The organism is Klebsiella sp. K4, assembly GCF_014596785.2.
GTDB classification, from domain to species: Bacteria; Pseudomonadota; Gammaproteobacteria; order Enterobacterales; family Enterobacteriaceae; genus Klebsiella; species Klebsiella pneumoniae.
In genome coordinates, this window is sequence record NZ_CP115021.1 from 3356801 (window position 1) to 3379479 (window position 22679).

Consider the following 22679-nt stretch of genomic DNA (forward strand, 5'->3'; position numbering starts at 1 on the left):
CGGTCGCGCCCCGCTTAACAAAACGAGCTGACTGTCGCCGCCTTTGGCTGGCCGGTAAAAAAATGCGATAATATAAGACGTTGCTCACTGATACGGGTATGAAATGACTCATTTGCCTAAATTTTCTCCGGCGCTGTTGCATCCGCGCTATTGGCTGCTGTGGCTGGGTATCGGCCTGCTGTGGCTGGTTGTCCAACTGCCCTACCCGCTGATCTACCGCCTCGGGAACGCCATCGGCCGTCTGGCCATGCGCTTTATGAAGCGCCGGGCGAAAATCGCCTATCGCAACCTTGAGCTCTGCTTCCCCGAGAAAAGCGAGCAGGAACGCCACCGAATGGTGGTGATGAACTTTGAATCGGTGGGCATGGGGCTGATGGAGACCGGTATGGCCTGGTTCTGGCCGGTTCGCCGTATCGCCCGCTGGACCGACACCATCGGCTTTGAGCATATTCGCGATGTGCAGGCGCAGCAGCGCGGCATTCTGCTGATCGGTATTCATTTCCTCACTCTCGAGATGGGAGCGCGGATGTTCGGTATGAACGAGCCGGGGATTGGCGTCTATCGCCCCAACGACAACCCGGTGATCGACTGGCTGCAGACCTGGGGCCGCTTGCGCTCCAACAAGGATATGATTGACCGTAAGGATCTGAAAGGCATGATCCGGGCACTGAAAAAAGGCGAAGTGGTGTGGTACGCACCGGATCACGATTACGGCCCGACCGCCAGCGTCTTTGCCCCACTGTTTGCGGTCGACCAGGCGGCGACCACCTCCGGCACCTGGATGCTGGCGAAAATGTCCAAAGCCTGCATCGTGCCCTTCGTCCCGCGCCGCAAACCGAACGGTAAAGGTTATGAACTGATTATCCTGCCGCCAGAGTGTTCCCCGCCGCTGGACGACGCGGAAACCACCGCCGCGTGGATGAACAAGATCGTTGAGCAGTGCATCATGATGGCCCCGGAACAGTATATGTGGCTCCATCGTCGCTTCAAAACCCGCCCCGAAGGCATGCCCTCCCGCTACTGATCCCTTTTCCCGGCCGCGCTCATCCCGGCCGGGAAGCTTCGCCGCTCAGGCTTTAGGCACTCCTTTAGCTTTAAAAGCTCTCCTCCATTGCGGCATCTATTTCTCAGGCGCATAATTAGCAGGCTCATATTTTCTCTTAATTTGACCTGCCGCGCAGGCCAGTGGAACCCTATGTCGTCTGCTGAAACCCCTATTAACTGGAAACGAAACCTGACCGTGACCTGGCTTGGCTGCTTTTTAACCGGCGCCGCCTTCAGCCTGGTCATGCCCTTTCTGCCACTCTACGTCGAACAGCTCGGCGTCACCGGGCATAGCGCCCTGAACATGTGGTCCGGGCTGGTCTTTAGTATTACCTTTCTTTTCTCCGCCATCGCCTCGCCGTTCTGGGGGGGGCTTGCTGATCGCAAGGGGAGAAAAATCATGCTGCTGCGTTCCGCCCTCGGGATGGCCATCGTGATGATGCTGATGGGAATGGCGCAGAATATCTGGCAGTTTCTGCTGCTGCGCGCATTGCTCGGCCTGCTGGGCGGTTTTATTCCTAACGCCAACGCCCTGATCGCCACCCAGATCCCGCGCCATAAAAGCGGCTGGGCGCTGGGGACACTGTCTACCGGCGCGGTAAGCGGCGCCCTGCTCGGCCCGCTGGCAGGTGGCTTCCTGGCCGACCACTGGGGATTGCGCACCGTCTTCTTTATGACCGCGGCGGTACTATTTATCTGTTTCTTGTTTACCCTGTTTTTAATCCGCGAAAATTTTGTGCCGATCGCCAGGAAAGAGATGCTCAGTGCCAGAGAGGTGTTCTCCTCGCTGCAGAATCCCAAACTGGTGCTCAGCCTGTTTGTGACCTCGCTGATAATCCAGGTGGCCACCGGTTCCATTGCGCCGATCCTGACGCTTTATGTACGCGATCTCGCGGGCAACGTCAGTAACATCGCCTTTATCAGCGGAATGATCGCCTCGGTGCCGGGCATTGCCGCGCTGATGAGCGCCCCGCGGCTGGGCAAACTGGGAGATCGCATCGGGCCGGAAAAAATCCTCATCGTGGCGCTGATTATCTCGGTGCTACTCCTGATCCCGATGTCGTTCGTTCAGACCCCGCTGCAGTTAGGTATCCTGCGATTCCTGCTCGGCGCCGCGGACGGCGCGCTGCTGCCGGCGGTGCAAACCCTGCTGGTGTACAACTCCACCAGCCAGATCTCCGGGCGAATCTTCAGCTATAACCAGTCGTTCCGCGATATTGGCAACGTTACCGGCCCCCTGATTGGCGCGTCGGTTTCCGCTAACTATGGCTTCCGCGCTGTATTTCTGGTCACCGCAGGGGTGGTATTGTTTAATGCGATCTACTCCACCCTCAGCCTGCGTCGGCCAGCCGCGGATACTTCGCATTCAGTAAATTAACGTCGAGAGTGGCTCTGTCCCTTGACGCCGTGCGTACCGCCTTCTATAGATTGAATCGTGTTCAATTCATATTCTTCTCAGGAGATTCGCTATGCCAAAGGATTCGATGTTCTACGCCACGCTTGAAGAAGCTATTGATGCAGCACGTGAAGAATTTCTCGCCAACAACCCTGACAGCGATGAAGAGAGCGCCAACGTTGAGCAGCTCAACATTCAAAAGTATGTGCTGCAGGATGGCGATATCGCCTGGCAGGCCGAATTTTTTGCTGACGAAGAGGAACAAGGCGAATGCCTCCCGATGCTCAGCGGCGAAGCCGCGCAGAGCGTCTTCGACGGGGATTATGATGAGATAGAGCTGCGTCAGGAGTGGCTGGAGGAAAATACGCTCCACGAATGGGATGAAGGCGAATTTCAGCTCGAGCCCTCGCTGGACACCGAAGAGGGGCAGACGGCAGCCGACGAGTGGGACGAGCGTTAATCAGTTATAGGGTCCGTGGCTGGCGTCCAGAGGCAGCAGAAGCGTATCAAATACCAGCGAGAACGGCAGGTCGAGAATGGTGAGATAGCGCCATGCCGAATCGCGAACATCCCACTGTACGCCCGGGTAATATTGATTGCCATGCCCCTGCCCGGGCACCGTACGGCTGATAATGCTGCCGCAGCCGCTGAGCAGCAGCGCCATGGCAATGATCGGTAGTATTCGCATCCACATCCTCGTATTTCAGATAAAAAAATACCGGCATCGCTGCCGGTATTTTCCTTAACGTACGGCTTATTTCGTTTTCAGCGCCAGCGGGTTAAGCGCCAACTGCTGATAGGCGTTCACCCATGAAGAGTATTTCTCCGGCGCGGCCCATACGCGATAGTGCAGACGCGACATGGTTACCGGGTCGCTCAACAGCACCAGTCGACGATCGCGGTTCAGCTTATCCGGCGTTTCATTCAGCGCCTGCTCGACATGGCGCTCGCGGGCGATCTCCAGGATATGCCCCTGACGGTGGCGCGCAGTGGCCATTGCGGTGGCGAGGGCGTTAAACGACGGGTTAAACACCGCGTGCATAAAGCCATCGTCCAGCGAACGCTGACGGTTCATCGTCAGGTACGCATCGGTATCCTTGAGCACCTGCGGCGGCGAATACTCTTCCGGGATCAGGAACAGCTTCCAGCGCTTGGTGCGCAGGCCCACTGTCGCCCGGCTGGAAATTGCCGATACGAACGGCGAGAGGATCAGCGAGACGACGATCGGCGCCAGCCAGAACAGGAAGCGCAGATCCAGCCATGCCATCCCGACCGCCCACACCAGCCCCAGCAGCAGCTGCGAGCCGTGGCGCATAAAGGCTTCCCCCCACGGCGTGGAGTCATCATCACGCTGCGGCGAATTCCATACCACCTCCCAGCCGAGGAAGGCGCTGACCACGAAGACCGTGTGGAACAGCATACGGACCGGCGCCAGCAGGACCGAGAACAGGACCTCCAGCAGCAGTGAAAGCGTGACGCGGATAAATCCGCCGTACTCTTTCGGCCCTTTACACCACACCAGAATAATACTCAGCAGCTTCGGCAGGAACAGCAGCACCATGGTCGAGGCGAACAGCGCGATGGCCAGCTCAGGCCGCCACTGCGGCCACACCGGGAACAGCTGACGCGGCTGCAGGAAGTACTGCGGTTCGGTCAGGGCATGCACCACCTGCAACGCCGTCGACAGGGCAAGGAACATAAACCACAGCGGCGCCGACAGGTAGGACATCACGCCGGTAAGGAACACCGCCCGGTGAACCGGGTGCATCCCTCTGACAAGGAACAGGCGGAAGTTCATCAGGTTGCCCTGACACCAGCGACGGTCGCGTTTCAGCTCGTCCAGCAGGTTCGGCGGCAGCTCCTCATAGGAGCCCGGCAGATCGTAGGCAATCCACACCCCCCAGCCGGCACGGCGCATCAGCGCGGCTTCGACGAAGTCGTGCGACAGGATCGACCCGGCAAAGTTGCCCTCGCCCGGCAGCGGCGCCAGCGCGCAGTGCTCAATGAACGGCTTCACGCGGATAATGGCGTTGTGGCCCCAGTAGTGGGACTCCCCCAACTGCCAGAAGTGCAGACCCGCCGTAAACAGCGGACCGTACACCCGGGTGGCAAACTGCTGGCAACGCGCATACAGCGTGTCCATGCCCGAGGCGCGCGGGGAAGACTGAATGATCCCGGCATTCGGGTTCGCTTCCATCAGGCGCACCAGGCTGCTCAGACACTCACCGGTCATCACCGAGTCAGCGTCCAGCACCACCATATAGCTATACTGGCTGCCCCAGCGGCGGCAGAAGTCATCGATGTTGCCGCTCTTACGCTTCACTCGACGACGACGGCGGCGGTAGAAGATCTGCCCTTCGCCCTGCACTTCGGCAATCAGCTCCATCCACGCCTTTTGCTCAGCCACACAGATATCGGGGTTATAGCTATCGCTGAGGATATAGACGTCGAAATGAGCGGCGTTACCGGTCGCTTTCACCGACTCCCAGGTCGCCCGCAGGCCGGCGAAAACGCGGTCAACGTCTTCGTTACAGATCGGCATTATCAGCGCCGTACGGTGCGCCGGGTTCAACGGTTCGTCACCGACCGTAGAGGCGGAAATACTGTACTTATCGCGGCCGATCAATAGCTGCAGGAAGCCCATTAACGCGGTCCAGAAGCCGGCGGAAACCCAGCAGAACAGCACCGCGAAGAGGATCAGAATGCCGCTCTGCAACACGTACGGCAGCAGCTGCATGAACGAGATCCACAGGTTCTGCCCCACCATGTCGGCCGGGTTGATCAGCGCCCAGCCCTGATAAGGCAGAATGGTTTTCATATACCAGGTGGCTACCACGGTCTGCGACAGCGTCAGCAGCAGCAGGATATAGCGACGAATGGTGCCGACGGTACGCCATTTTTGCTCACTCTCGCGCTCTTCTTGCGTCAGACGGGAGAGATAGCGCGGCGTGACATCGCGTCCGCGCAGACGGTCCCAGAAGCGGCCGACCGGGTTGGTACGCCACGGGTCCGGGATCATTGAGGAGCGCTTGGCTTTAGGCATCGCATGCAGCTGAGTACGGCCTTCATCATCCTTCACCAGCTGATCGCCAGACAGCGAATCCGGCCAGCTGTGCGCCAGCCGTGCCTTGACCGACCCCAGCGGGGAGTCGTCTTCGCGGGCGAAGGTCTGATGGTCGTCATCCAGGGCCTGATGAACGGCCTGCAGGCTGGTGTCCGGCAGCGCCGATTTCTCGGCGTCCGACAGCGGCAATGCGTCAATGTACTTTGTTATCTTATTCATTGGCAGGCAGCTGATAGCTCCAGGTTTCGCTCAACGTGTCATCACCGTTAACCAGCGCGGCGCGCATTTCCGTCGTTTTCTTCGGATCTTTCACCTTCAAACGCAGGATCATTCGCCAGCCTTTGGTCACCGGATTGTAACGCACGGTATTTTCAACGATTTCAGCGTTATCGCCGGTACTCGCCTGGGCGGCGACCGGGGTATCCGCCGGCAGTTTTTTCATATCGGCGCCGGTGAAGTCGACAATGAAAGCAATGGTGCCGTCCGGCTGGCGGATCAGGTTCGACTGCTTCACGTCGCCGGTAGAGCGGCGGGTCTGCATAACGTAAGCGTTATCCGGCGCATGCAGCTTGTCTTCATCGCGGCTGAAGGTGATGGTGTACTTGAAGTTCATCTCCTTGCCCGGCTCCGGCAGCTGATCCGGCGTCCAGTAAGTCACGATGTTATCGTTGGTTTCATCGTTGGTCGGGATTTCAACCAGTTCGATTTTCCCTTTGCCCCACTCCCCTTTCGGGGTGATCCAGGCGCTCGGACGCAGGTCATAACGATCGTCGAGATCCTCGAAGCGCGAGAACTGACGGCCGCGCTGCAGCAGGCCGAACCCTTGCGGGTTTTCCATCGCATAGCTGCTAACGGCAAGGTGTTTCGGGTTGTTCAGCGGACGCCAGATCCACTCGCCGTTACCGGCCAGGATCGACAGACCATTGGAGTCGTGTAGCGCCGGACGATAGTTAAGCGCCGGAGAAGGCTGGTTGGAACCGAACAGGAACATGCTGGTCAGCGGCGCCACGCCCAGTTTGCCCACTTTGTCACGCAGGTAAACTTTGGACTGGACATCTACCACGGTGTCGCGTCCCGGCATGATGACAAAGCGATAAGCGCCGGTTGCCCGCGGGGAGTCCAGCAGCGCATAGATAGTCAGACGTTTGTCGGTGGCTTTAGGACGCTCGATCCAGAACTCGCGAAAACGCGGGAACTCTTCGCCGGACGGCAGCGCGGTATCGATAGCCAGGCCGCGCGCGGACAGGCCGTAAACCTGACCCTGACCCAGCACGCGGAAGTAGCTGGCACCGAGCATGCTGACGATCTCATCGTTCTTATCTTTGCTATTGATCGGATACAGTACTTTGAAGCCGGCGAAACCGAGGTCTTTCACCGTGTCTTTATCGTGCTGAACGTTACCAAAGTTAAAATAGTCCGGGCTATATTTAATTTTGCGCACGCTGGTGGCCGTCACTTCATTGATGGTGACCGGCGTGTCGAAGTACATACCCTGATGGTAAAATTCAAGCTTGAATGGGGTTTTCTGGTTATTCCAGTAAGCTTTATCGTGATTAAACTGAATTTGCTGGTAATCCGCGTATTTCATGTCGCGGAAAGCGGAGGGCAGGTTACTCTTCGGCGCTTCATAGCCTTTCCCGGCTAACGTTTTGGCCTCTTTTGCAACGTCATCAATGCTAAATGCCCATGCAGATGAAGTACACAGGGACAACATTACGGCTGCGCTTAACCAACGCATTTTCATCATCTGTGGTTTATGTTTCATATAAGTAAGCACTTCCCCCTTTGTGTGCTTAAATCGATCCGATCTATTTTAATGGAAACTCAGGCAATCCGACAACATAATCCCTGCTTTGTTCAGCGTAGCGGCGCAGGGAATAAACAGTTCGCTATCCCGTTTGCACTTTGCGTGCTTATCCTGGAGACAGGTACCCCGAGTTCATGTAGGGTTGCTGATAATGTAAGCGTTATCATCTTGAGTGATAAGACGAATTATCTGAGATTGTCGTGAATCGTATGAATAATACTCCGGTACAGCGTGAATATTTCTTCGACAGCATCCGCGCCTGGCTGATGCTGCTGGGGATCCCTTTCCACATTTCGCTGATCTATTCCAGCCACAGCTGGCATGTCAACAGCGCTGAGCCCTCGTGGTGGTTGACGCTGTTTAATGACTTCATCCATGCCTTCCGGATGCAGGTCTTTTTCGTCATCTCCGGCTATTTCTCCTACATGCTGTTCCTGCGCTACCCGTTGAAAAAGTGGTGGAAAGTGCGCGTCGAACGGGTCGGTATTCCGATGCTGACCGCTATCCCACTGCTGACGCTGCCGCAGTTTATTATGCTGCAGTACGTCAACGGCAAGGCGGAAAACTGGCACACCCTTTCCGGGTACGATAAATTTAACACCCTGGCGTGGGAGCTTATTTCCCACCTGTGGTTTTTACTGGTGCTGGTGGTGCTGACCTCGCTGGGCGTGGTGCTGTTTAAATGGCTGACGCGCCGCCCGGCAGGGGGCGCCTCAGCCTTTGGTGACACTGTCACTATGGGCCAGCTAACGATGATTTTCCTTGCGCTGGGGGTGCTTTACGCGCTGATCCGCCGATCGCTGTTCCTGATTTACCCGCCGCTGCTTAGCAATGGTCTGTTTAACTTTGTGGTGATGCAGACGCTGTTCTATCTTCCCTTCTTTGTGCTGGGGGCGCAGACCTTTATTAATCCGCGTCTGAAGGCGATGTTTACCACCCCGTCACCATGGTGCTGCGCAGCGGCGCTGCTGGGATTTATCGCCTACCGGCTGAACCAGCAGTACGGCTCCGGCGACGGCTGGATGTATGAAACGGAATCGGTGATCACCATGGTGCTTGGGCTGTGGATGGTCAATGTGGTCTTTTCGCTCGGCCATCGCCTGCTGAACTTCCAGTCGGCGCGCGTAACCTATTTCGTCAATGCTTCGCTGTTTATTTACCTGGTGCACCATCCGCTGACGCTGCTGTACGGGGCGTGGATCACCCCGGTCATTAAGTCCAATACCTTAGGCTTTATTGGCGGGTTGGTTTTTGTGGTGGGTATTGCCCTGATCCTGTATGAAATTCACCTGCGCATTCCGCTGCTGCGTTTCCTGTTCTCCGGTAAACCGATGAACAAACCGGCCAAAACCCCAGCCTCGGCCAGCTAACCACTAGCCTGTGCGGCACGCCAGGCGTGCCGTATTATGCCTGCTCGTCAAAAAGCCGGTCGAAAATCATATTGTACAGGGCTTCTAAATCTGCCTTATCGACCGGGGTGGAGGCGCTCAGCTCACAGCGGTAAGCTGCCCCCTCTGTCAGAACGGCGATGAGCTCTGATGCGGCATTGCGTCGCGCATCGCTGAGCCCGGGATGGTAGCGCTGCGACAGGCGACCGCCCTCCTCTTTCAACCGCCGATCGGCCTGCATCAGGATCTCACGCAAGCGTGGGTTACGCGAGGCCTCGGCATTGATCTCCATCAGCAGATAATTATCGCTTTTGGTGGCTGCCGACGTCGGGATCCTGCCAGCCAAAACCGCCGCTTTACGCGCCAGATTGTGGTTCTCATCGATCATCTCCCCGACTCTGGCGTTGACGATTTCGCTAACAATCGCTTCGATGATCGCTTCCTTGCTGGCAAAAATGCGATATAGCTGACCGACGCTCAGGCCCGCTTCCCGGGCGATATCGGCGACGGAAGCGCCGTGCAGCCCCTTTTCAGCGAAACATTTTTGCGCAGCGACAACGATCTCCGCGCGGCGCGCCTGCTGTTTCTGCTGGACTTTTCCTTCTGACACCCTGCTCCCTCCTGCTACCCATCATTCCCGTCAAGACTGGCGGTTATCATAGCCTATTCTGTTGAATCAGGGGTATGACGCCAGCAGGCGGCGATAGATAGCCGCAGTTTCCTCGTCAAAACAGACGAACAGGACGCGCTCAAGAGGGTTATAGCGAGTGAGAAACGCGGTGACGGTGCGCACGGCGATCGCCGCCGCTTCCTCTTTCGGATAGCCATACACGCCGGTGCTTATCGCCGGAAACGCAATGGAGCGATAGTTGTTTGCCGAGGCCAGCTGCAGACTGTTTTTGTAAGCATCGGCCAGGGTTTGCGCCTCCATGCGGTCGCCGCCGTGCCAGACCGGGCCCACGGTGTGGATCACCGCGCTGGCCGGCAGATTGCCGGCAATAGTAATTACCGCATGCCCGGGAGGGCATTCGCCCTGCTGCTGCAGCACCTGCTTACAAGCCGCCAGCAGCGCGGGACCGGCCGCCCGGTGGATGGCCCCGTCTACTCCGCCACCACCCAGCAGCGAGGGATTTGCCGCATTAACAATCACATCGACATCAAGTGTCGTAATATCGCCGAGAATTACCTCAGGTTTAACAGCCATTTCTCCTCCTGTCGGCATAGCGTGTGGATACGGCTTTCTGCCGATACTAGGGCATTCTCGCCTGCGGGAGCAAGATTATCGCTTTGTCCGGTGACGAGAAGATAAAAAAACAGGACCCGTAAGGTCCTGTTTTTTAGTCGTCCCGCCGATCAGGCGTTGTCGTTGACGAACAATTTATGCTTATCCGCACGGGCCGCCAGCCACAGGCCACTATTTTTCATGGCATAGCCAAAGACCAGACCCAGCGCCAGGGAAGGGATCACCAGACGCCAGTCGCCGTCTGCCGCGAAGGTCGCGCAGGCGCCGATAAAGGTGCCCGGGACAAACGACAGTAGCGTCCGTCGCGCCTGAATGCACATCAGGAAGGCGACCACACCGGTCATCATATAGCTGAGGATCTGCACCTGTGGCGCCAGCGCGCTACCGTGGATAATCACTAACGCCCAGGCCACGCCGCTCATCACCGTGCAGGACGAGATGGCCAGCCCTTTCAAGCCGCCCTGCGGGCAGGCGAAATAGGCCGTACAGCCGAGGAATCCGGCCCAGCTCAGCAGGCCGAGAGCGACCGCCACCCACCCCCAAATCCCGGAGAGGATGCCTGTCGTTAATGCGATTGCGAAGAGTATGTTCATGGCGCGTATCCTAGCAGATACGCGCCGGAAGAATGCGATCTAAAACACAGTATATGAATGAACTTTCTTTCAGTTTCATTCAAACAGTGATTTACATCACATATTATTGCTCATCTTCTTCCTGAAGCTCGTCCCACATCGCGGCGATGGCGTCGCGGGTCAACGGCGCCATGGTGCGCCAGAACGGCGTGTGCGCATGGGCTTCGACTTTCCCCAGCATCGTCCCGCACCACGGCAGGATATAGTCGGCGAACAGGAGCTCCAGCGTCTCGCTCTGGTCTTCTGCGGCATGATCCTCCAGCCAGGAGGCGGCCAGCAGCAGCGAGCCGAGATGATCCGCCGGACCTTCCCCTGTCGGGATGCCGTGTTCGCTCAGAAAAGCCCGAACTTCCGCTTCCGAGGAACCCTCCACCCACGCGCTACGGTACGGCGGGACGCTGCAGGCTTCACCGACGAACAGCGCATTATAGTCCGTCGCCAGGGATTGCATTTCACAGCTTTTCTGCAGACGCGCCAGCAGCTCGTCCTGCTCAAGCGGCCAGCTGGCGGCCAGTTTGCCCTCGCGGATCAGGGTAAACAACGGCACCAGCAGCGGGTCCTGCGGTTGACGGTAATACAGCGAACCCAGCACGCGGCAGAGGATTGAAAACTCGTTCATTCAGTTATTCCAGTTATACAAATTAAAGGTCAGCAAATTCCGGGATCGCCGGCATGCCCCGCGACTCGAGGAAGTTAAGCAGGCGACGCGGAGAAACGTTGAGGATCCTGTCCTCCGGGAAATCGACCGCATCAAGGATCTTGCGGCATTCGGTAAACTCCCCGAGGGTAAAGGCGGTGTGAGAGTCCGAGCCCAGCGCCACCCATCCCCCGGCATCACGCACTGCGGCGGCGATGGCCCGGCAGTTGTCTTCACTGCCCACGCGCGATGATACGAACGAGGAGTTATTAATCTCCAGCGCCACCTGGTAGCGAGCCGCCGCTTCGGCAATCGCCGGGATATCCACCGGGAATTTCGGATTACCCGGATGGCTAATCATATGCACTTTACCGCTGGCCATCGCGGCTATCATCGCCTGTGTATGGGTGTCACGATCCTGCGGCGGAAACACCGGCTCATGAAATCCGGCGATGATCAGATCGAGGGAAGTCAACATCGGTCCGGAACAGTCGATCTCGCCTTCAATATTTTTAATATTCGACTCAATACCGCGCAGGATCCCCACCCCGTCTACCAGGCGGGGCCAGATGCGCATATTAACGAAGTGCCAGTAGTGCGGAGCATCCGCCATGTCCGGGCCGTGGTCGGTGATGGCGAAGAGTTTGATCCCTTTACGCTTTGCTTCCGCAATATAATCGTGCAGGGTGCTGTAGGCATGGGTGCTGGCGACGGTATGCATGTGCAGGTCAACGGGATACATCACATTCTCCTCTTCTGTTTGCCGCAAGAATAGCAGGAAACCGGGCTATTGATTAGCAAAAACCCCGCCGTGGCGGGGTTCTCTCGTCTTAATAACCGCGCTGGCGGTCGACCTGACCGCTTACCGGCTCCCCTCGCTCAAGCCGGCTAATGGTCTCCGCAATGTAGGTGATAGCTTCCATTGGACGGGTCACTGCCGCCACATGGGGGGTCATGGCCACCCGCGGATGCGCCCATAGCGGGCTCTCCTGCGGCAGCGGTTCGCGACTGAAGACATCGAGCATCGCCCCTTTGAGCTTACCGCTGTTCAGCGCCGCCAGCAGATCCTCTTCAACGACATGCACGCCGCGAGCAAGGTTGAGGACATAGCTCTCATCAGGCAACTGCGCCAGCAGCGTCTGGTTAATAATGCCGGCGGTTTCGGCGGTATTCGGCAGCAGGTTGATCAGCACGCGAGTGCCCTGCAGGAATTCGCCCAGCTCGGCCTGGCCGGCGAAGCTCTGCACCTGCGGCCAGGATTTGCGGCTACGGCTCCAGACGCGAAGCGGGAACCCCCAGGGTTGCAGACTTTCCGCAACCTTCGCCCCCAGCACGCCGGCGCCCATAATCCCGACGGTGAATCCGTCGGCGCGGTACTCGGGCAGCGGCTGCCAGCGGGACGCCAGCTTCAGCGCCTGATAGTCATCAAAGCGGCGGAACCAGTGGAGCACCTGGCTAACGGCATACTCCTGCATCTGCCGTCCCATACCGGTATCTTCGAGACGAAACAGCGGAATCGACAGCGGCAGCATATCCGGATGGTCGCGCAGCTTGCTGAGAATAGAGTCCACCCCTGCCCCGAGGGCGAACACGGCCTTCAGCGCCCGGCCCTGCAGCATCTCTACCGGCGGATGCCAGACCAGGGCATAGTCCGCCGGCCGGTTATCGCCCGCTTTCCACTCGCGCACCCGCGCGCCGGGTAACTGCTTTTCCAGCTCACAGATCCAGTATTGGGTATCAAAGGTCGGATGGTAAAAAATAATCTCCATAGGGGCTCCTGATAGCAGACGCCTTTGGCCGATTGACGCTGGCGTCTTATTTTACTCATTGTTTTCTATTGGTTTGCCAGCATAACAAATTTCCCCTTGTCGCAAAGTGAAAAGGGAGTGGCGACAAAAAAAACGGATTTCGCACGTTTAAGGAGCAAGTTGCTCGAAGTTTGTCTAAACGCGCTTTTTTTGCAAAAAGTTGATTGACGGGCGATACGTATTTCCCTACATTAGCGCCCGTTCCCGACAACAACGGGAAAGACAATATGGTGAGGTGTCCGAGTGGCTGAAGGAGCACGCCTGGAAAGTGTGTATACGGCAACGTATCGGGGGTTCGAATCCCCCCCTCACCGCCATATTTTAAGAAGAGCTCGTACGCAAGTACGGGCTTTTTTTTCGCATGTGGCACTCACCGGGGGGATGAGAACCCCCGACCGGGGTTCGACAACTGGCGCAGCCAGTTGGACAGACCGCGCACGCAGTAAGCGGGCTGCCCCGCAGGGGCGAGCGAAGCGAGTCAATCCCCCCCTCACCGCCATATTTTAAGAAGAGCTCGTACGCAAGTACGGGCTTTTTTCTTTTATATTCTCTGCCGGGGGGGGGAGCCCCTCGAGAAAAGCCAATCCCGAAACTAATCCTCCTCCATCCGCTGATACTCTTCACTGAGGTAGTCCACCAGCGCCCTGACGGAGGGCAGCAGCCCGCGCCGTGAGGCAAATACCGCATGGATCACTTCCCGCCGCGGCTGCCACTCGTCCAGAACCACCTCTAATTCACCTGACGCCAGCTGATCGCGCACCATTAATAAAGGAAGCTGCACCACGCCTACGCCGGCCATCGCCGCCTCGCGCAGCGCCAGCATATCGGTGGTCACCATTCGCGGCGTGAAATACACTTCCGCTCTCGCTCCCCCGGGCCCGGTGAGCTGCCATTTATGCTGATGCTTGTTCGCACCCAGGCTGAGCCCCGGCCAGGCGCTCAGCTCGGACGGTGCCTGCGGACGTCCGAGCCGGGAAATGAGATCCGGGCTGGCCACCAGTCGGTGCCCGCGGTCCGCCAGCACGCGCATCACCAGGTCGCTATCCTCGATGGGCCGGGGACGGACGCGGATCGCCACATCAATGCCCTCCCCGACCACATCCACCCGGCGGTTGGTCGCCTCAAGATGCAGCGTTACCCCAGGATAGCGCGCCATAAATCGCGCCAGCATCGGTCCGATATGGACATGCAGCAAGGTGACCGGACAGGTGATCCTGACGCTACCGCGCGGCTCGGCGCGCAGCGTCTCGACCGCCTGCTGCGCCGCCTCGGCCTCAATCAGCATCGCTTTGCAATGCTGATAAAAGGTCTGCCCGACCTCGGTGACCGCGAACTGACGGGTGGTTCGCTGAATCAAACGCACGCCCAACCGCTCCTCGAGTTGCGCAATGCGGCGGCTGAGTTTGGATTTCGGCTGGTCAAGCGCTCGCCCCGCCGCGGCGAAACCGCCATGGTCTACCACCTGGACAAACCAGGCGAAGTCATTGAGATCCTGCATCCTTCCTCCATTGTTCCATTTTTGGAACAGTATAGGTCATTTTTGCTCACTACCGCATACGTCGTCCCGGATATAAGCTTATTTACATCAGATACCGATACACAGGAGAAAGCCATGAAACAGATCACAGGAGTCTACACCGCGCCTGCGCAGCATTGGGTAGGCGACGGCTTCCCGGTTCGCTCGATGTTTTCCTATCAGACGCACGGCCAGCAGCTGAGCCCCTTCTTACTGCTCGACTATGCCGGGCCGTACACCTTCCCGGCGGGCAGCGAAAAACGCGGCGTCGGTGAGCATCCGCATCGCGGATTTGAAACCGTCACCATCGTCTACGCCGGTGAAGTAGAGCATCGTGACTCCACCGGACGCGGCGGGGTGATTGGTCCAGGCGACGTGCAGTGGATGACGGCGGGCGCCGGGATCCTGCACGAAGAGTTCCACTCGGAGGCCTTCACCCGCAGCGGCGGCGAGCTGAAGATGATCCAGCTGTGGGTCAACCTGCCCGCGAAAGACAAAATGGCGACCCCCGGCTACCAGAGCATTACCGCCGGGACGATCCCCACCGTGGCGCTGGCGAACGGCGCCGGACAGGTTCGGGTTATTGCCGGCCAGTATGACGACGTCAGCGGCCCGGCCCATACCTTCTCACCGCTTAACGTGTGGGATCTGCAGCTGAATCAGGGGCACGACCTCACGCTGCGCCAACCGGAGGGCTGGAGTACCGCGCTGGTGGTGCTGGAAGGGGAAGTGATCATTAACGGTTCCGAATCTGCTCGCGAAGGCCAGCTGGCCGTCCTGAGCCAGGCAGGTGACGCAGTGCATCTGGAGGCGACCGCCCCGGCAAAAGTTCTGCTGATGGCCGGAGAACCGCTACAGGAGCCGATTGTGGGCTATGGCCCGTTTGTCATGAATAACAAAACGCAGATCGCAGAAGCTGTACGCGATTTTAACAGCGGCCGCTTTGGCCAAATCTAACTGATTGAGGTGAATACTATGTCTACTCCCGCTAACTTTAACGGTGCTCGTCCGGTGATTGATGTTAACGATACCGCAATGCTGTTGATTGACCATCAGAGCGGTCTGTTCCAGACCGTCGGCGATATGCCGATGCCAGAGCTGCGCGCTCGCGCCGCCGCGCTGGCCAAGATGGCGTCGCTTGCCGGGATCCCGGTGATCACGACCGCCTCCGTGCCGCAGGGGCCGAACGGTCCGCTGATCCCGGAGATTCATGAAAACGCGCCACATGCGAAATACATCGCCCGTAAAGGTGAGATTAACGCCTGGGATAACCCGGAATTCGTCGCCGCGGTGAAAGCGACCGGTCGTAAAACGCTGATTATCGCCGGGACCATCACCAGCGTCTGCATGGCCTTCCCGGCTATCGCCGCTGTCGCCGACGGTTATAAAGTGTTTGCCGTGATTGACGCTTCCGGCACCTACAGCAAAATGGCGCAGGAGATCACCCTGGCTCGCGTGGTACAGGCCGGCGTAGTGCCAATGGATACCGCCGCCGTCGCCTCTGAGCTGCAGCGCACCTGGAATCGCCCGGACGCCGCAGAATGGGCGGAGGTGTACACCAAAGTCTTCCCGGCCTACCAGCTGCTGATCGAAAGCTACAGCAAAGCGCAGGACGTCGTGAAGAATAACGAACAGCTGGATTCCCAGCGCTAAAACGCCCGCCCCGCTGAGCCGCAGCGGGGCATTGTTCATTGCGTGAGCGAACGGCAAAGAAAGAAGAAAATATGCTTGACCGTTTTAACGCAACTCCCTATAGTAGCGCCCCGTTGCCCACCCAAGGTGAGCAGCAAGACAATATGGTGAGGTGTCCGAGTGGCTGAAGGAGCACGCCTGGAAAGTGTGTATACGGCAACGTATCGGGGGTTCGAATCCCCCCCTCACCGCCATATTTTAAGAAGAGCTCGTACGCAAGTACGGGCTTTTTTTTTCGCATGTGGCACCCACCGGGGGGGATGAGAACCCCCGACCGGGGTTCGACAACTGGCAACGCCAGTTGGACAGACCGCGAGCCTGCGAGCGGGCTGCCCCGCAGGGGCGAGCGAAGCGAGTCAATCCCCCCCTCACCGCCATATTTTAAGAAGAGCTCGTACGCAAGTACGGGCTTTTTTTTCGCATGTGGCACCCGCCGGGGGGATGAGAACCCCCGACCGGGGTTCGACAACTGGCGCAGCCAGTTGGACAGACCGCGCACGCAGTAAGCGGGCTGCCCCGACAAAAACGCCCGGAGCGTTTTTGAACAACGCCTGCGTTGGCCCCGCAGGGGCGAGGCCCAGGGATGGGCCGAGTAACGGCGAGCGAAGCGAGTCAATCCCCCCCTCACCGCCATATTCGAGATGAGAGCCTGTGCGCAAGTACGGGCTTTTTTTTCGCATGTGGCACCCGCCGGGGGGGATGAGCCCCCCCGACCGGAGTTCGACGAGTGGCAACGCCACCCGGACAGAACGAAAAAGACAAGCCTAATGATACTTTCTCACTTTGTGTTACAGGGGCTTGTTAAGCAAAAATAAAACCAGATTAGCCATATCCTCTGCATAGGTATCATAGTCATCTTGCGCGAGTGATGCATTGTTAATATGATATTTTCCTGAAACATAAAAAGAAGGCGTACCATGCACTTTCATTTTTTCGACCAGATTATCCTGTCTGGCAATTAAAGCTTTTACCATAAAGTTACTTTGCATTTCGGCATATTTCTCTGACGTAATGCCAAGTTGATTAAACACCTTAACAATATCAGCTGCCGTTTTAATATCACGCTTAACCTGTAAACCTTCAAACAATAACTTTTCCACCTTGCCATCTACCCCAGCATATTGTGCTACGGCCCATGCTTCTGTTAATGCTGGTCCTAAAGGCCCCATCTGGCTGACATGGTATTTTTCCAGTTTCATATCGTCGGGCAGGCGCTTTCTGATAGCTGTATCAACATTGATGCGCTCTGCAAACGCATAACAAGGTCCGCAGTAGAAGGAAAAAAACTCAACCAGTGGCGGTGGTTGCTTAACAGTAGAATGAATAACAGTGAAGTTTTTCCCTGCCTGATAATCTTTACTATAAGCAGCGGATGACAACCCCACCATCAAAATAGTAATTAATAACTTGATAACTTTCCCATGTACGACCATTGTGCTTCCCTTACAAGTATCCATACAATTAAATGAGTAAAACGGCGTAAGACGAAAGAAATTATTAGAAAGGCGCTTATGTATAGCAAAGCAGATATTCTTGTATTACAGAGAAGATATTCTATCACATACAGCGATGGATCCCTCAAAACAGAAATTTTATCCGCACTTCAGACTGTCGCAAGGATCAAAACAACAAAGCCCGGGCTAGCCCGGGCCTTGCTCACAGTATGACGATTAATAATAGGCTTTCAGCGTCCGCTGGCAGAGGGCCGAGCGCACGCAGTCATCGGTGGTGAAACGCACGATGCCGATCATCTCGTCTTCCTCAAAACGCGCCAGCGCATCGCTCAGGCCAGATCTCACGCCAGAGGGCAAGTCGCACTGGGTGATATCGCCATTGACGATGACCGTCACGTTCTCCCCGAGGCGGGTTAAAAACATCTTCATTTGCGCTGCGGTCACGTTCTGGGCCTCGTCCAGAATCACCACCGCATTTTCAAAGGTACGTCCGCGCATATAGGCGAACGGCGCGATTTCCACCTTGCCGATTTCCGGACGCAGGCAGTACTGCATAAAGGAAGCCCCCAGCCTTTTCACCAGCACATCGTAAACCGGTCGGAAATAGGGAGCGAACTTCTCGGCGATATCTCCCGGTAAGAAGCCGAGATCTTCGTCGGCCTGCAGAACGGGACGGGTAACAATAATTCTGTCCACATCCTTATGGATCAGGGCTTCAGCTGCCTTCGCCGCACTGATCCAGGTCTTGCCGCATCCAGCTTCGCCGGTAGCGAAAATCAGCTGCTTATTGTCGATGGCATTCAAATAATGCGCCTGAGCCTCATTGCGCGCCTCAATTGGGGAAGTATCACGGCTGTCCCGCGCCATGCCAATTGCTTCTACGCCACTCATTTGCACAAGCGATGTGACCGATTCTTCTTCACGCTGCTTATGACTGCGTGAATCCCGTCTCAGCACACGTTTTGCTTCACGACGAGCTTTGATCACTGCTTTTTGTCTTCCCATGGATAGCACCTTGCGTTGTTGGTTTACATCACACGCGTCAACATCGACGCGACTATGCGCACGAACGATTGAGGTTTGGCTTCCTTGTAAGCCATTGCTTGCCGGTAGAACTGACAACGAGTCGCGGCTACGCGCACCGCGTACCCTGCCAAGGTTGTAATAATGCGAAGCGGAGAGAGAAAGAGTAAGAAAATCGCTGCCGGAAGCGGGGCTTCCGTGCTGAAGAGTACGGTCTGAGGTTTTACGTTGTCCGGTACGGGACCTTACCATTCGCGATCTCCATAGTGAAACGTCACACTGCCGGGAACTACCGCGTATGTAATAAGTACATCAAAAAAGATTCTTAATGCAACTTATTTTTCACAATGACGCAACAAATAGTTCTTAAGCAAGTGTAGGAGACTATCGGTCATTTGTATTACAGAAATATAACACATGGCAGGAAATATAAGAAAAATGAGAAAAACAGCAGAAAACGCCCTACCCTTACGGGCAGGGTTGGTATCAGGTCTGCAGCAGCGACTCTCCCAGATAGTGTTTATCATCCACTACGCCGGGTAAAACAAAGAAGTAGCCTCCGCCGATCGGTTTGACATACTCCTCCAGCGCCTCGCCGTTAAGCCGTTTCTGCACCGTCAGAAAACCCTTTTCCAGATCGTGCTGATAGCAAACGAATAACAGCCCCATATCCAGTTGTCCGGCGTTAGTAACCCCCAGCGAATAGCTGTAGCCGCGGCGCATCATCAGGCTGGACTGGGTTTCCGGCGTGCGGGGATTGGCCAGACGAATATGGCTATCCAGCGCAATGACTTCGCCGTTAGGATCTTTACTGTAATCCGGGGTATCGTGTTCGTTTTTCATCCCCAGCGGCGCACCGCTGTGTTTGTCGCGGCCAAAGATGGTCTGCTGCTCTTTGAGCGGCGTCCGGTCCCAGAACTCGACGTGAAACTGGATGATGCGCGCCGCCTGATAGCTGCCGCCCACGGTCCAGGCCGGCTCGTCCTGATCGGCTGTCACCCACACGACGTTATCCATCAACGCGCTGTCGTCGCTCGGCGGGTTAGCGGTGCCATCCTTGAATCCCAGCAGGTTGATGGGGGTCTCTTTGCCTTTGCTGCGCGCCGCGCTGTCGGAGATAAACCCTTCCCGCTTCCAGCGCACGCTCAGCAGATCCGGCGTATGTTTGATGACATCACGCAGGGCGTGGATCACCGTATCCTGAGTATTGGCACAGATCTGCAGCAGCAGGTCGCCATGGCACAGCGCGGCATCCAGCGAATCGTTGGGGAAGCGGGTCATCGGCTGCAGCTTTTTCGGTGCTTTATCCGCCAGGCCAAAGCGCTCATCAAATAGCGAATGGCCGACCGAGACGGTGATGGTCAGGTTATCTGGCGCAATCCACGGCCCCAGGATGCCGGAATCCATCGGCGGCAGCCGCGGATTCGGCGTGTCCGGCGCCGGGCCGCCCTGGGTTAAAAAGGCGATACGCTGGGTCAGCAGTCGAAACAGCCGCTCGAGGTCGGCTTTATCAGCCGCCAGCACATCGAAGGCCACCAGCATCATCGAAGCCTGCTGCGGCGTCAGAATGCCCGCCTGATGCCGGCCATAGAATGGCTGCTTTTCCTGGCGCGCGTCGGGTGTGAGCGTCCCCGGGGAACTTTCCGCTTTTGCCGCATGCGCTACCGGGCAGCCGCCGGTGATGGCCAGCGCGCCGCCAAGCGCGCCGATCCCTTTCAGTAAGCGACGACGTGACGGCTCGTTCACGTCGTGGGGTTTCTGCTGTGCCATCGACTTAGTCCAGCCCCAGGATCCCGCGCAGCTGAGCGAGATCTTCCGCCAGGGTGGTGATCGGCCCTTTCAGCGCATTACGGTCGGCGGTGGTCAGCTTATCGTAGGTCTCGAAGCCGTCTTTGGTGCGATATTTGCTGAGGATGCTGTCCACTTTCTTAAAGTTGGCGTCCACTTTCGCCAGCAGCGCGCTGTTCTCTTTTTGCAGCTGCGGGCGCAGCAGGTCGACAATTTTCTGCGCGCCGTCAATGTTGGCCTGGAAGTCCCACAGATCGGTATGGCTGTAGCGATCTTCTTCACCGCTGATCTTGCTGGCCGCGACTTCCTCAATTAATCCTGCCGCGCCGCCCACGACTTTTGACGGCGGGAACGCCAGCTCGCTGATACGCTTTTGCAGCTCCAGCACATCGCTGTTCAGCTGATCGGCATATTTTTCCATCCCTTTGACGCTGTTATCGCCAAACAGCGCTTTTTCCAGACGGTGGAAACCGGTAAATTTCGGATCTTCCGCTTTTTTCTCGAAGTCGTCTTCGCGGGCGTCGATGCTGCCGTCAAGGTCAGAGAACAGCTCGGCAATGGGCTCGATGCGCTCGTAATGCTGACGCGTCGGGGCGTACAGCGCTTTCGCTTTTTCGATATCGCCGGCTTTCACCGCGTCGGTAAAGGCTTTGGTGCCGCTAACCAGCTGCGCGGTTTCCGCCGTCACATAGGCTTTATAGGCGGTGATCGCGTCGCCGAGGCTCAGCACCGCATCCGCTTTCGCCGCGTCTTTGGTGGCGGCGCCGGTGACGATCAGTTTGCCTTTCGGGTTGGTGAGCAGGCCACAGGTCATGTCATATTCGCCCGGCTGCAGGTTCGCGGTGAGCTTCTGAGTAAAGCCCGGCGCGATGTTTTCGCGCTCTTCCACTACCATCACCCCTTTCAGAATCTCCCACTCCAGCGCTTTCTGGCTGTGGTTCTGAATAATAAACTGGGTTTTACCCGCGTTAACGGTCACCTGCATCGGCTCGCACTGCTTGTCGTTGACGGTGACTTTGACCTGCGGGATATCCGCAGCCTGAGCACCGAATGCAGAGCTGAGCAGCGCGGCCACGGTCACCCGCAGCGCATTACGGCGAAAATGAATCATCATGATCATCCCTTTCGGTAAGTAGAGTGTCGCTTATAAGCTCGCAGCGCCCGGTCAGGCAGCCCGCGAGGCAGTGGTATTATTCCGCGGCGGCAGGGCAAACAGCACCAGCGCCGGGATCAGATAAAGCAGATAGACAGCCACTTCGCTGACGCTCGGCGTCTCCTGATAGCCGAAGATCCCTTCCAGCAGCGTGCCGAACAGCGTATGCGTCGACAGCACGTTGCTCAGATCGAAGGCGGTATCCTGGAACAGGTTCCACAGGCCCGCCTCGTGGAAGGCGCGGATCGCCCCCGCGGCCAGGCCAGCAGCCACCAGCAGAATAAACAGGCTGGTCCATTTGAAGAACACGCCAAGGTTAAGGCGGATACCGCCCCAGTAGATCAGGAAGCCCAGCACGATAGCGGTGGCCAGACCCAGCAGCGCCCCCAGCGGCGGCCAGATACCGACATCCTGCTGGAAGGCCGCCAGCAGAAAGAAGACCGACTCCAGCCCCTCACGGGCGACCGCGAAAAAGACCATCATCACCAGCGCCCAGCCGTGGTGATTACCGCGGTGCAGCGCCTTGTCCACGGCCTGCTCCAGCTGCTGCTTGACGTTGCGTGAGACATTGCGCATCCAGAAGACCATCCACGTCAGGATCACCACCGCAATGACCGCGACGATCCCTTCGAACAGTTCCTGTTCACGCTGAGGAAATTCGCCGGTGGTTTCGTTGATAAAGATGCCTAAGCCAAGACATAGCGCCGCCGCGAGGATCACGCCAATCCACATCACGCCAATCCAGTTGCCGCGCTGGGTGCGTTTCAGATAGCTGGCGATCAGGCTGACAATCAGCGCCGCCTCCAGGCCTTCGCGTAACATAATGAGAAATGGGACAAACATGCCAATACCCTTAAATGTAAAGCACCGTCAACGAATGCAAAAACAGGTAATATTTATGATAGTGATTATCATTACAATGCTCAGAAACACAAGCGAAATGTGCAGAGAATGATGATCAGTTGTAAATAAATCGCTGACAAATAATGACTTATGAAAATATTCGCCTGTTATGAAGGGAAAGAATAAGCAAA

21 protein-coding genes and 2 tRNA genes are annotated in these 22679 nt (G+C 57.2%); 8 read left to right on the plus strand and 15 right to left on the minus strand.

What is annotated here, in order from left to right; all coding sequences use genetic code 11:
- Positions 1-103: 103 nt before the first annotated feature.
- From IB144_RS16870 to IB144_RS16880, 3 genes are all read left to right on the plus strand, one after another.
- The gene (locus tag IB144_RS16870; protein WP_032419104.1) at positions 104-1024 is read left to right on the plus strand and encodes a Kdo(2)-lipid IV(A) acyltransferase; all 921 of its coding nucleotides are present in this window, start codon (positions 104-106) and stop codon (positions 1022-1024) included.
- A gap of 171 nt (positions 1025-1195) precedes the next feature.
- Entirely contained in the window at positions 1196-2422 is a 1227-nt protein-coding gene (gene mdtG, locus IB144_RS16875) for a multidrug efflux MFS transporter MdtG (RefSeq protein WP_002898984.1), read from the plus strand.
- 91 nt (positions 2423-2513) lie between these two features.
- The gene (locus tag IB144_RS16880) at positions 2514-2900 is read left to right on the plus strand and encodes a MysB family protein (RefSeq protein WP_002898981.1); all 387 of its coding nucleotides are present in this window, start codon (positions 2514-2516) and stop codon (positions 2898-2900) included.
- Here the strand turns inward: IB144_RS16880 and IB144_RS16885 are convergent, their stop codons facing one another.
- The 3 genes from IB144_RS16885 to mdoG form a co-directional block, all read right to left on the minus strand.
- Positions 2901-3128 carry a YceK/YidQ family lipoprotein gene (locus IB144_RS16885; protein WP_002898978.1) on the minus strand — a complete coding sequence of 76 codons (228 nt, stop codon included), beginning with the start codon at positions 3126-3128 and terminating at the stop codon, positions 2901-2903. It lies immediately after the preceding gene.
- A gap of 66 nt (positions 3129-3194) precedes the next feature.
- The gene (mdoH, locus tag IB144_RS16890; protein ID WP_002898967.1) at positions 3195-5723 is read right to left on the minus strand and encodes a glucans biosynthesis glucosyltransferase MdoH; all 2529 of its coding nucleotides are present in this window, start codon (positions 5721-5723) and stop codon (positions 3195-3197) included.
- Entirely contained in the window at positions 5716-7269 is a 1554-nt protein-coding gene (mdoG, locus tag IB144_RS16895; RefSeq protein ID WP_004140751.1) for a glucans biosynthesis protein MdoG, read from the minus strand. The genes mdoH and mdoG overlap by 8 nt, the downstream gene beginning before the upstream one ends.
- Before the next feature lie 251 nt (positions 7270-7520).
- Here mdoG and mdoC point away from each other — a divergent pair, with 251 nt between their 5' ends.
- Entirely contained in the window at positions 7521-8681 is a 1161-nt protein-coding gene (mdoC, locus tag IB144_RS16900) for a glucans biosynthesis protein MdoC (protein ID WP_002898962.1), read from the plus strand.
- Positions 8682-8715: 34 nt separating this feature from the next.
- Here mdoC and IB144_RS16905 read toward each other — a convergent pair whose 3' ends face one another.
- From IB144_RS16905 to ghrA, 6 genes are all read right to left on the minus strand, one after another.
- Positions 8716-9309: a TetR/AcrR family transcriptional regulator gene (locus IB144_RS16905; protein ID WP_004179313.1), complete on the minus strand. Its 594-nt coding sequence runs from the start codon at positions 9307-9309 to the stop codon at positions 8716-8718.
- Positions 9310-9375: 66 nt separating this feature from the next.
- The gene (gene ymdB / locus IB144_RS16910; protein WP_004176593.1) at positions 9376-9903 is read right to left on the minus strand and encodes an O-acetyl-ADP-ribose deacetylase; all 528 of its coding nucleotides are present in this window, start codon (positions 9901-9903) and stop codon (positions 9376-9378) included.
- A gap of 149 nt (positions 9904-10052) precedes the next feature.
- A complete protein-coding gene (locus IB144_RS16915) occupies positions 10053-10535 on the minus strand; it encodes a DUF1097 domain-containing protein (RefSeq protein WP_004191006.1) in 483 nt (160 codons plus the stop codon).
- A 103-nt stretch (positions 10536-10638) separates the two neighbouring features.
- Entirely contained in the window at positions 10639-11193 is a 555-nt protein-coding gene (locus IB144_RS16920; RefSeq protein WP_004140758.1) for a molecular chaperone, read from the minus strand.
- Between the two features lie 22 nt (positions 11194-11215).
- Positions 11216-11953: a phosphatase gene (locus IB144_RS16925; RefSeq protein WP_004215132.1), complete on the minus strand. Its 738-nt coding sequence runs from the start codon at positions 11951-11953 to the stop codon at positions 11216-11218.
- Positions 11954-12041: 88 nt separating this feature from the next.
- Entirely contained in the window at positions 12042-12980 is a 939-nt protein-coding gene (gene ghrA, locus IB144_RS16930; RefSeq protein WP_032439834.1) for a glyoxylate/hydroxypyruvate reductase GhrA, read from the minus strand.
- Between the two features lie 268 nt (positions 12981-13248).
- Between ghrA and IB144_RS16935 the strand changes: the two genes are divergently transcribed.
- Positions 13249-13336: transfer RNA gene (locus IB144_RS16935), tRNA-Ser, on the plus strand.
- A 275-nt stretch (positions 13337-13611) separates the two neighbouring features.
- Here the strand turns inward: IB144_RS16935 and IB144_RS16940 are convergent.
- Positions 13612-14517 (minus strand): LysR family transcriptional regulator, encoded by a 906-nt coding sequence (locus IB144_RS16940; RefSeq protein WP_004141420.1) that lies wholly within the window; start codon positions 14515-14517, stop codon positions 13612-13614.
- 114 nt (positions 14518-14631) lie between these two features.
- Between IB144_RS16940 and IB144_RS16945 the strand changes: the two genes are divergently transcribed.
- The 3 genes from IB144_RS16945 to IB144_RS16955 all read left to right on the plus strand — a co-directional run bounded on the left by IB144_RS16945 (position 14632) and on the right by IB144_RS16955 (position 16421).
- A complete protein-coding gene (locus tag IB144_RS16945) occupies positions 14632-15492 on the plus strand; it encodes a pirin family protein (protein ID WP_004199757.1) in 861 nt (286 codons plus the stop codon).
- A gap of 18 nt (positions 15493-15510) precedes the next feature.
- A complete protein-coding gene (locus IB144_RS16950) occupies positions 15511-16188 on the plus strand; it encodes an isochorismatase family protein (protein WP_002898927.1) in 678 nt (225 codons plus the stop codon).
- Between the two features lie 145 nt (positions 16189-16333).
- A tRNA-Ser gene (locus IB144_RS16955) sits at positions 16334-16421 on the plus strand.
- A 594-nt stretch (positions 16422-17015) separates the two neighbouring features.
- Here IB144_RS16955 and IB144_RS16960 read toward each other — a convergent pair.
- The 5 genes from IB144_RS16960 to efeU all read right to left on the minus strand — a co-directional run bounded on the left by IB144_RS16960 (position 17016) and on the right by efeU (position 22488).
- Entirely contained in the window at positions 17016-17660 is a 645-nt protein-coding gene (locus IB144_RS16960) for a DsbA family protein (protein WP_004183625.1), read from the minus strand.
- Between the two features lie 237 nt (positions 17661-17897).
- Positions 17898-18686 carry a phosphate starvation-inducible protein PhoH gene (gene phoH, locus IB144_RS16965; RefSeq protein WP_002898923.1) on the minus strand — a complete coding sequence of 263 codons (789 nt, stop codon included), beginning with the start codon at positions 18684-18686 and terminating at the stop codon, positions 17898-17900.
- A gap of 504 nt (positions 18687-19190) precedes the next feature.
- The gene (efeB, locus tag IB144_RS16970) at positions 19191-20474 is read right to left on the minus strand and encodes an iron uptake transporter deferrochelatase/peroxidase subunit (protein WP_149358917.1); all 1284 of its coding nucleotides are present in this window, start codon (positions 20472-20474) and stop codon (positions 19191-19193) included.
- A gap of 4 nt (positions 20475-20478) precedes the next feature.
- A complete protein-coding gene (efeO, locus tag IB144_RS16975; protein ID WP_004157740.1) occupies positions 20479-21606 on the minus strand; it encodes an iron uptake system protein EfeO in 1128 nt (375 codons plus the stop codon).
- 51 nt (positions 21607-21657) lie between these two features.
- Positions 21658-22488, minus strand: coding sequence for an iron uptake transporter permease EfeU (gene efeU / locus IB144_RS16980; protein ID WP_048270554.1), 831 nt, complete (start codon positions 22486-22488; stop codon positions 21658-21660).
- Positions 22489-22679 lie beyond the last annotated feature (191 nt).

What these genes read in the sequence shown, in the direction of transcription:
- IB144_RS16870 (WP_032419104.1), top strand. Translation starts at nt 104, where the DNA reads ATGACTCATTTGCCTAAATTTTCTCCGGCGCTGTTGCATCCGCGCTAT.
- mdtG (WP_002898984.1), top strand. Translation starts at nt 1,196, where the DNA reads ATGTCGTCTGCTGAAACCCCTATTAACTGGAAACGAAACCTGACCGTG.
- IB144_RS16880 (WP_002898981.1), top strand. Translation starts at nt 2,514, where the DNA reads ATGCCAAAGGATTCGATGTTCTACGCCACGCTTGAAGAAGCTATTGAT.
- IB144_RS16885 (WP_002898978.1), bottom strand. Translation starts at nt 3,128, where the DNA reads ATGCGAATACTACCGATCATTGCCATGGCGCTGCTGCTCAGCGGCTGC.
- mdoH (WP_002898967.1), bottom strand. Translation starts at nt 5,723, where the DNA reads ATGAATAAGATAACAAAGTACATTGACGCATTGCCGCTGTCGGACGCC.
- mdoG (WP_004140751.1), bottom strand. Translation starts at nt 7,269, where the DNA reads ATGAAACATAAACCACAGATGATGAAAATGCGTTGGTTAAGCGCAGCC.
- mdoC (WP_002898962.1), top strand. Translation starts at nt 7,521, where the DNA reads ATGAATAATACTCCGGTACAGCGTGAATATTTCTTCGACAGCATCCGC.
- ymdB (WP_004176593.1), bottom strand. Translation starts at nt 9,903, where the DNA reads ATGGCTGTTAAACCTGAGGTAATTCTCGGCGATATTACGACACTTGAT.
- IB144_RS16915 (WP_004191006.1), bottom strand. Translation starts at nt 10,535, where the DNA reads ATGAACATACTCTTCGCAATCGCATTAACGACAGGCATCCTCTCCGGG.
- IB144_RS16920 (WP_004140758.1), bottom strand. Translation starts at nt 11,193, where the DNA reads ATGAACGAGTTTTCAATCCTCTGCCGCGTGCTGGGTTCGCTGTATTAC.
- IB144_RS16925 (WP_004215132.1), bottom strand. Translation starts at nt 11,953, where the DNA reads ATGTATCCCGTTGACCTGCACATGCATACCGTCGCCAGCACCCATGCC.
- ghrA (WP_032439834.1), bottom strand. Translation starts at nt 12,980, where the DNA reads ATGGAGATTATTTTTTACCATCCGACCTTTGATACCCAATACTGGATC.
- IB144_RS16940 (WP_004141420.1), bottom strand. Translation starts at nt 14,517, where the DNA reads ATGCAGGATCTCAATGACTTCGCCTGGTTTGTCCAGGTGGTAGACCAT.
- IB144_RS16945 (WP_004199757.1), top strand. Translation starts at nt 14,632, where the DNA reads ATGAAACAGATCACAGGAGTCTACACCGCGCCTGCGCAGCATTGGGTA.
- IB144_RS16950 (WP_002898927.1), top strand. Translation starts at nt 15,511, where the DNA reads ATGTCTACTCCCGCTAACTTTAACGGTGCTCGTCCGGTGATTGATGTT.
- IB144_RS16960 (WP_004183625.1), bottom strand. Translation starts at nt 17,660, where the DNA reads ATGGTCGTACATGGGAAAGTTATCAAGTTATTAATTACTATTTTGATG.
- phoH (WP_002898923.1), bottom strand. Translation starts at nt 18,686, where the DNA reads ATGGGAAGACAAAAAGCAGTGATCAAAGCTCGTCGTGAAGCAAAACGT.
- efeB (WP_149358917.1), bottom strand. Translation starts at nt 20,474, where the DNA reads ATGGCACAGCAGAAACCCCACGACGTGAACGAGCCGTCACGTCGTCGC.
- efeO (WP_004157740.1), bottom strand. Translation starts at nt 21,606, where the DNA reads ATGATGATTCATTTTCGCCGTAATGCGCTGCGGGTGACCGTGGCCGCG.
- efeU (WP_048270554.1), bottom strand. Translation starts at nt 22,488, where the DNA reads ATGTTTGTCCCATTTCTCATTATGTTACGCGAAGGCCTGGAGGCGGCG.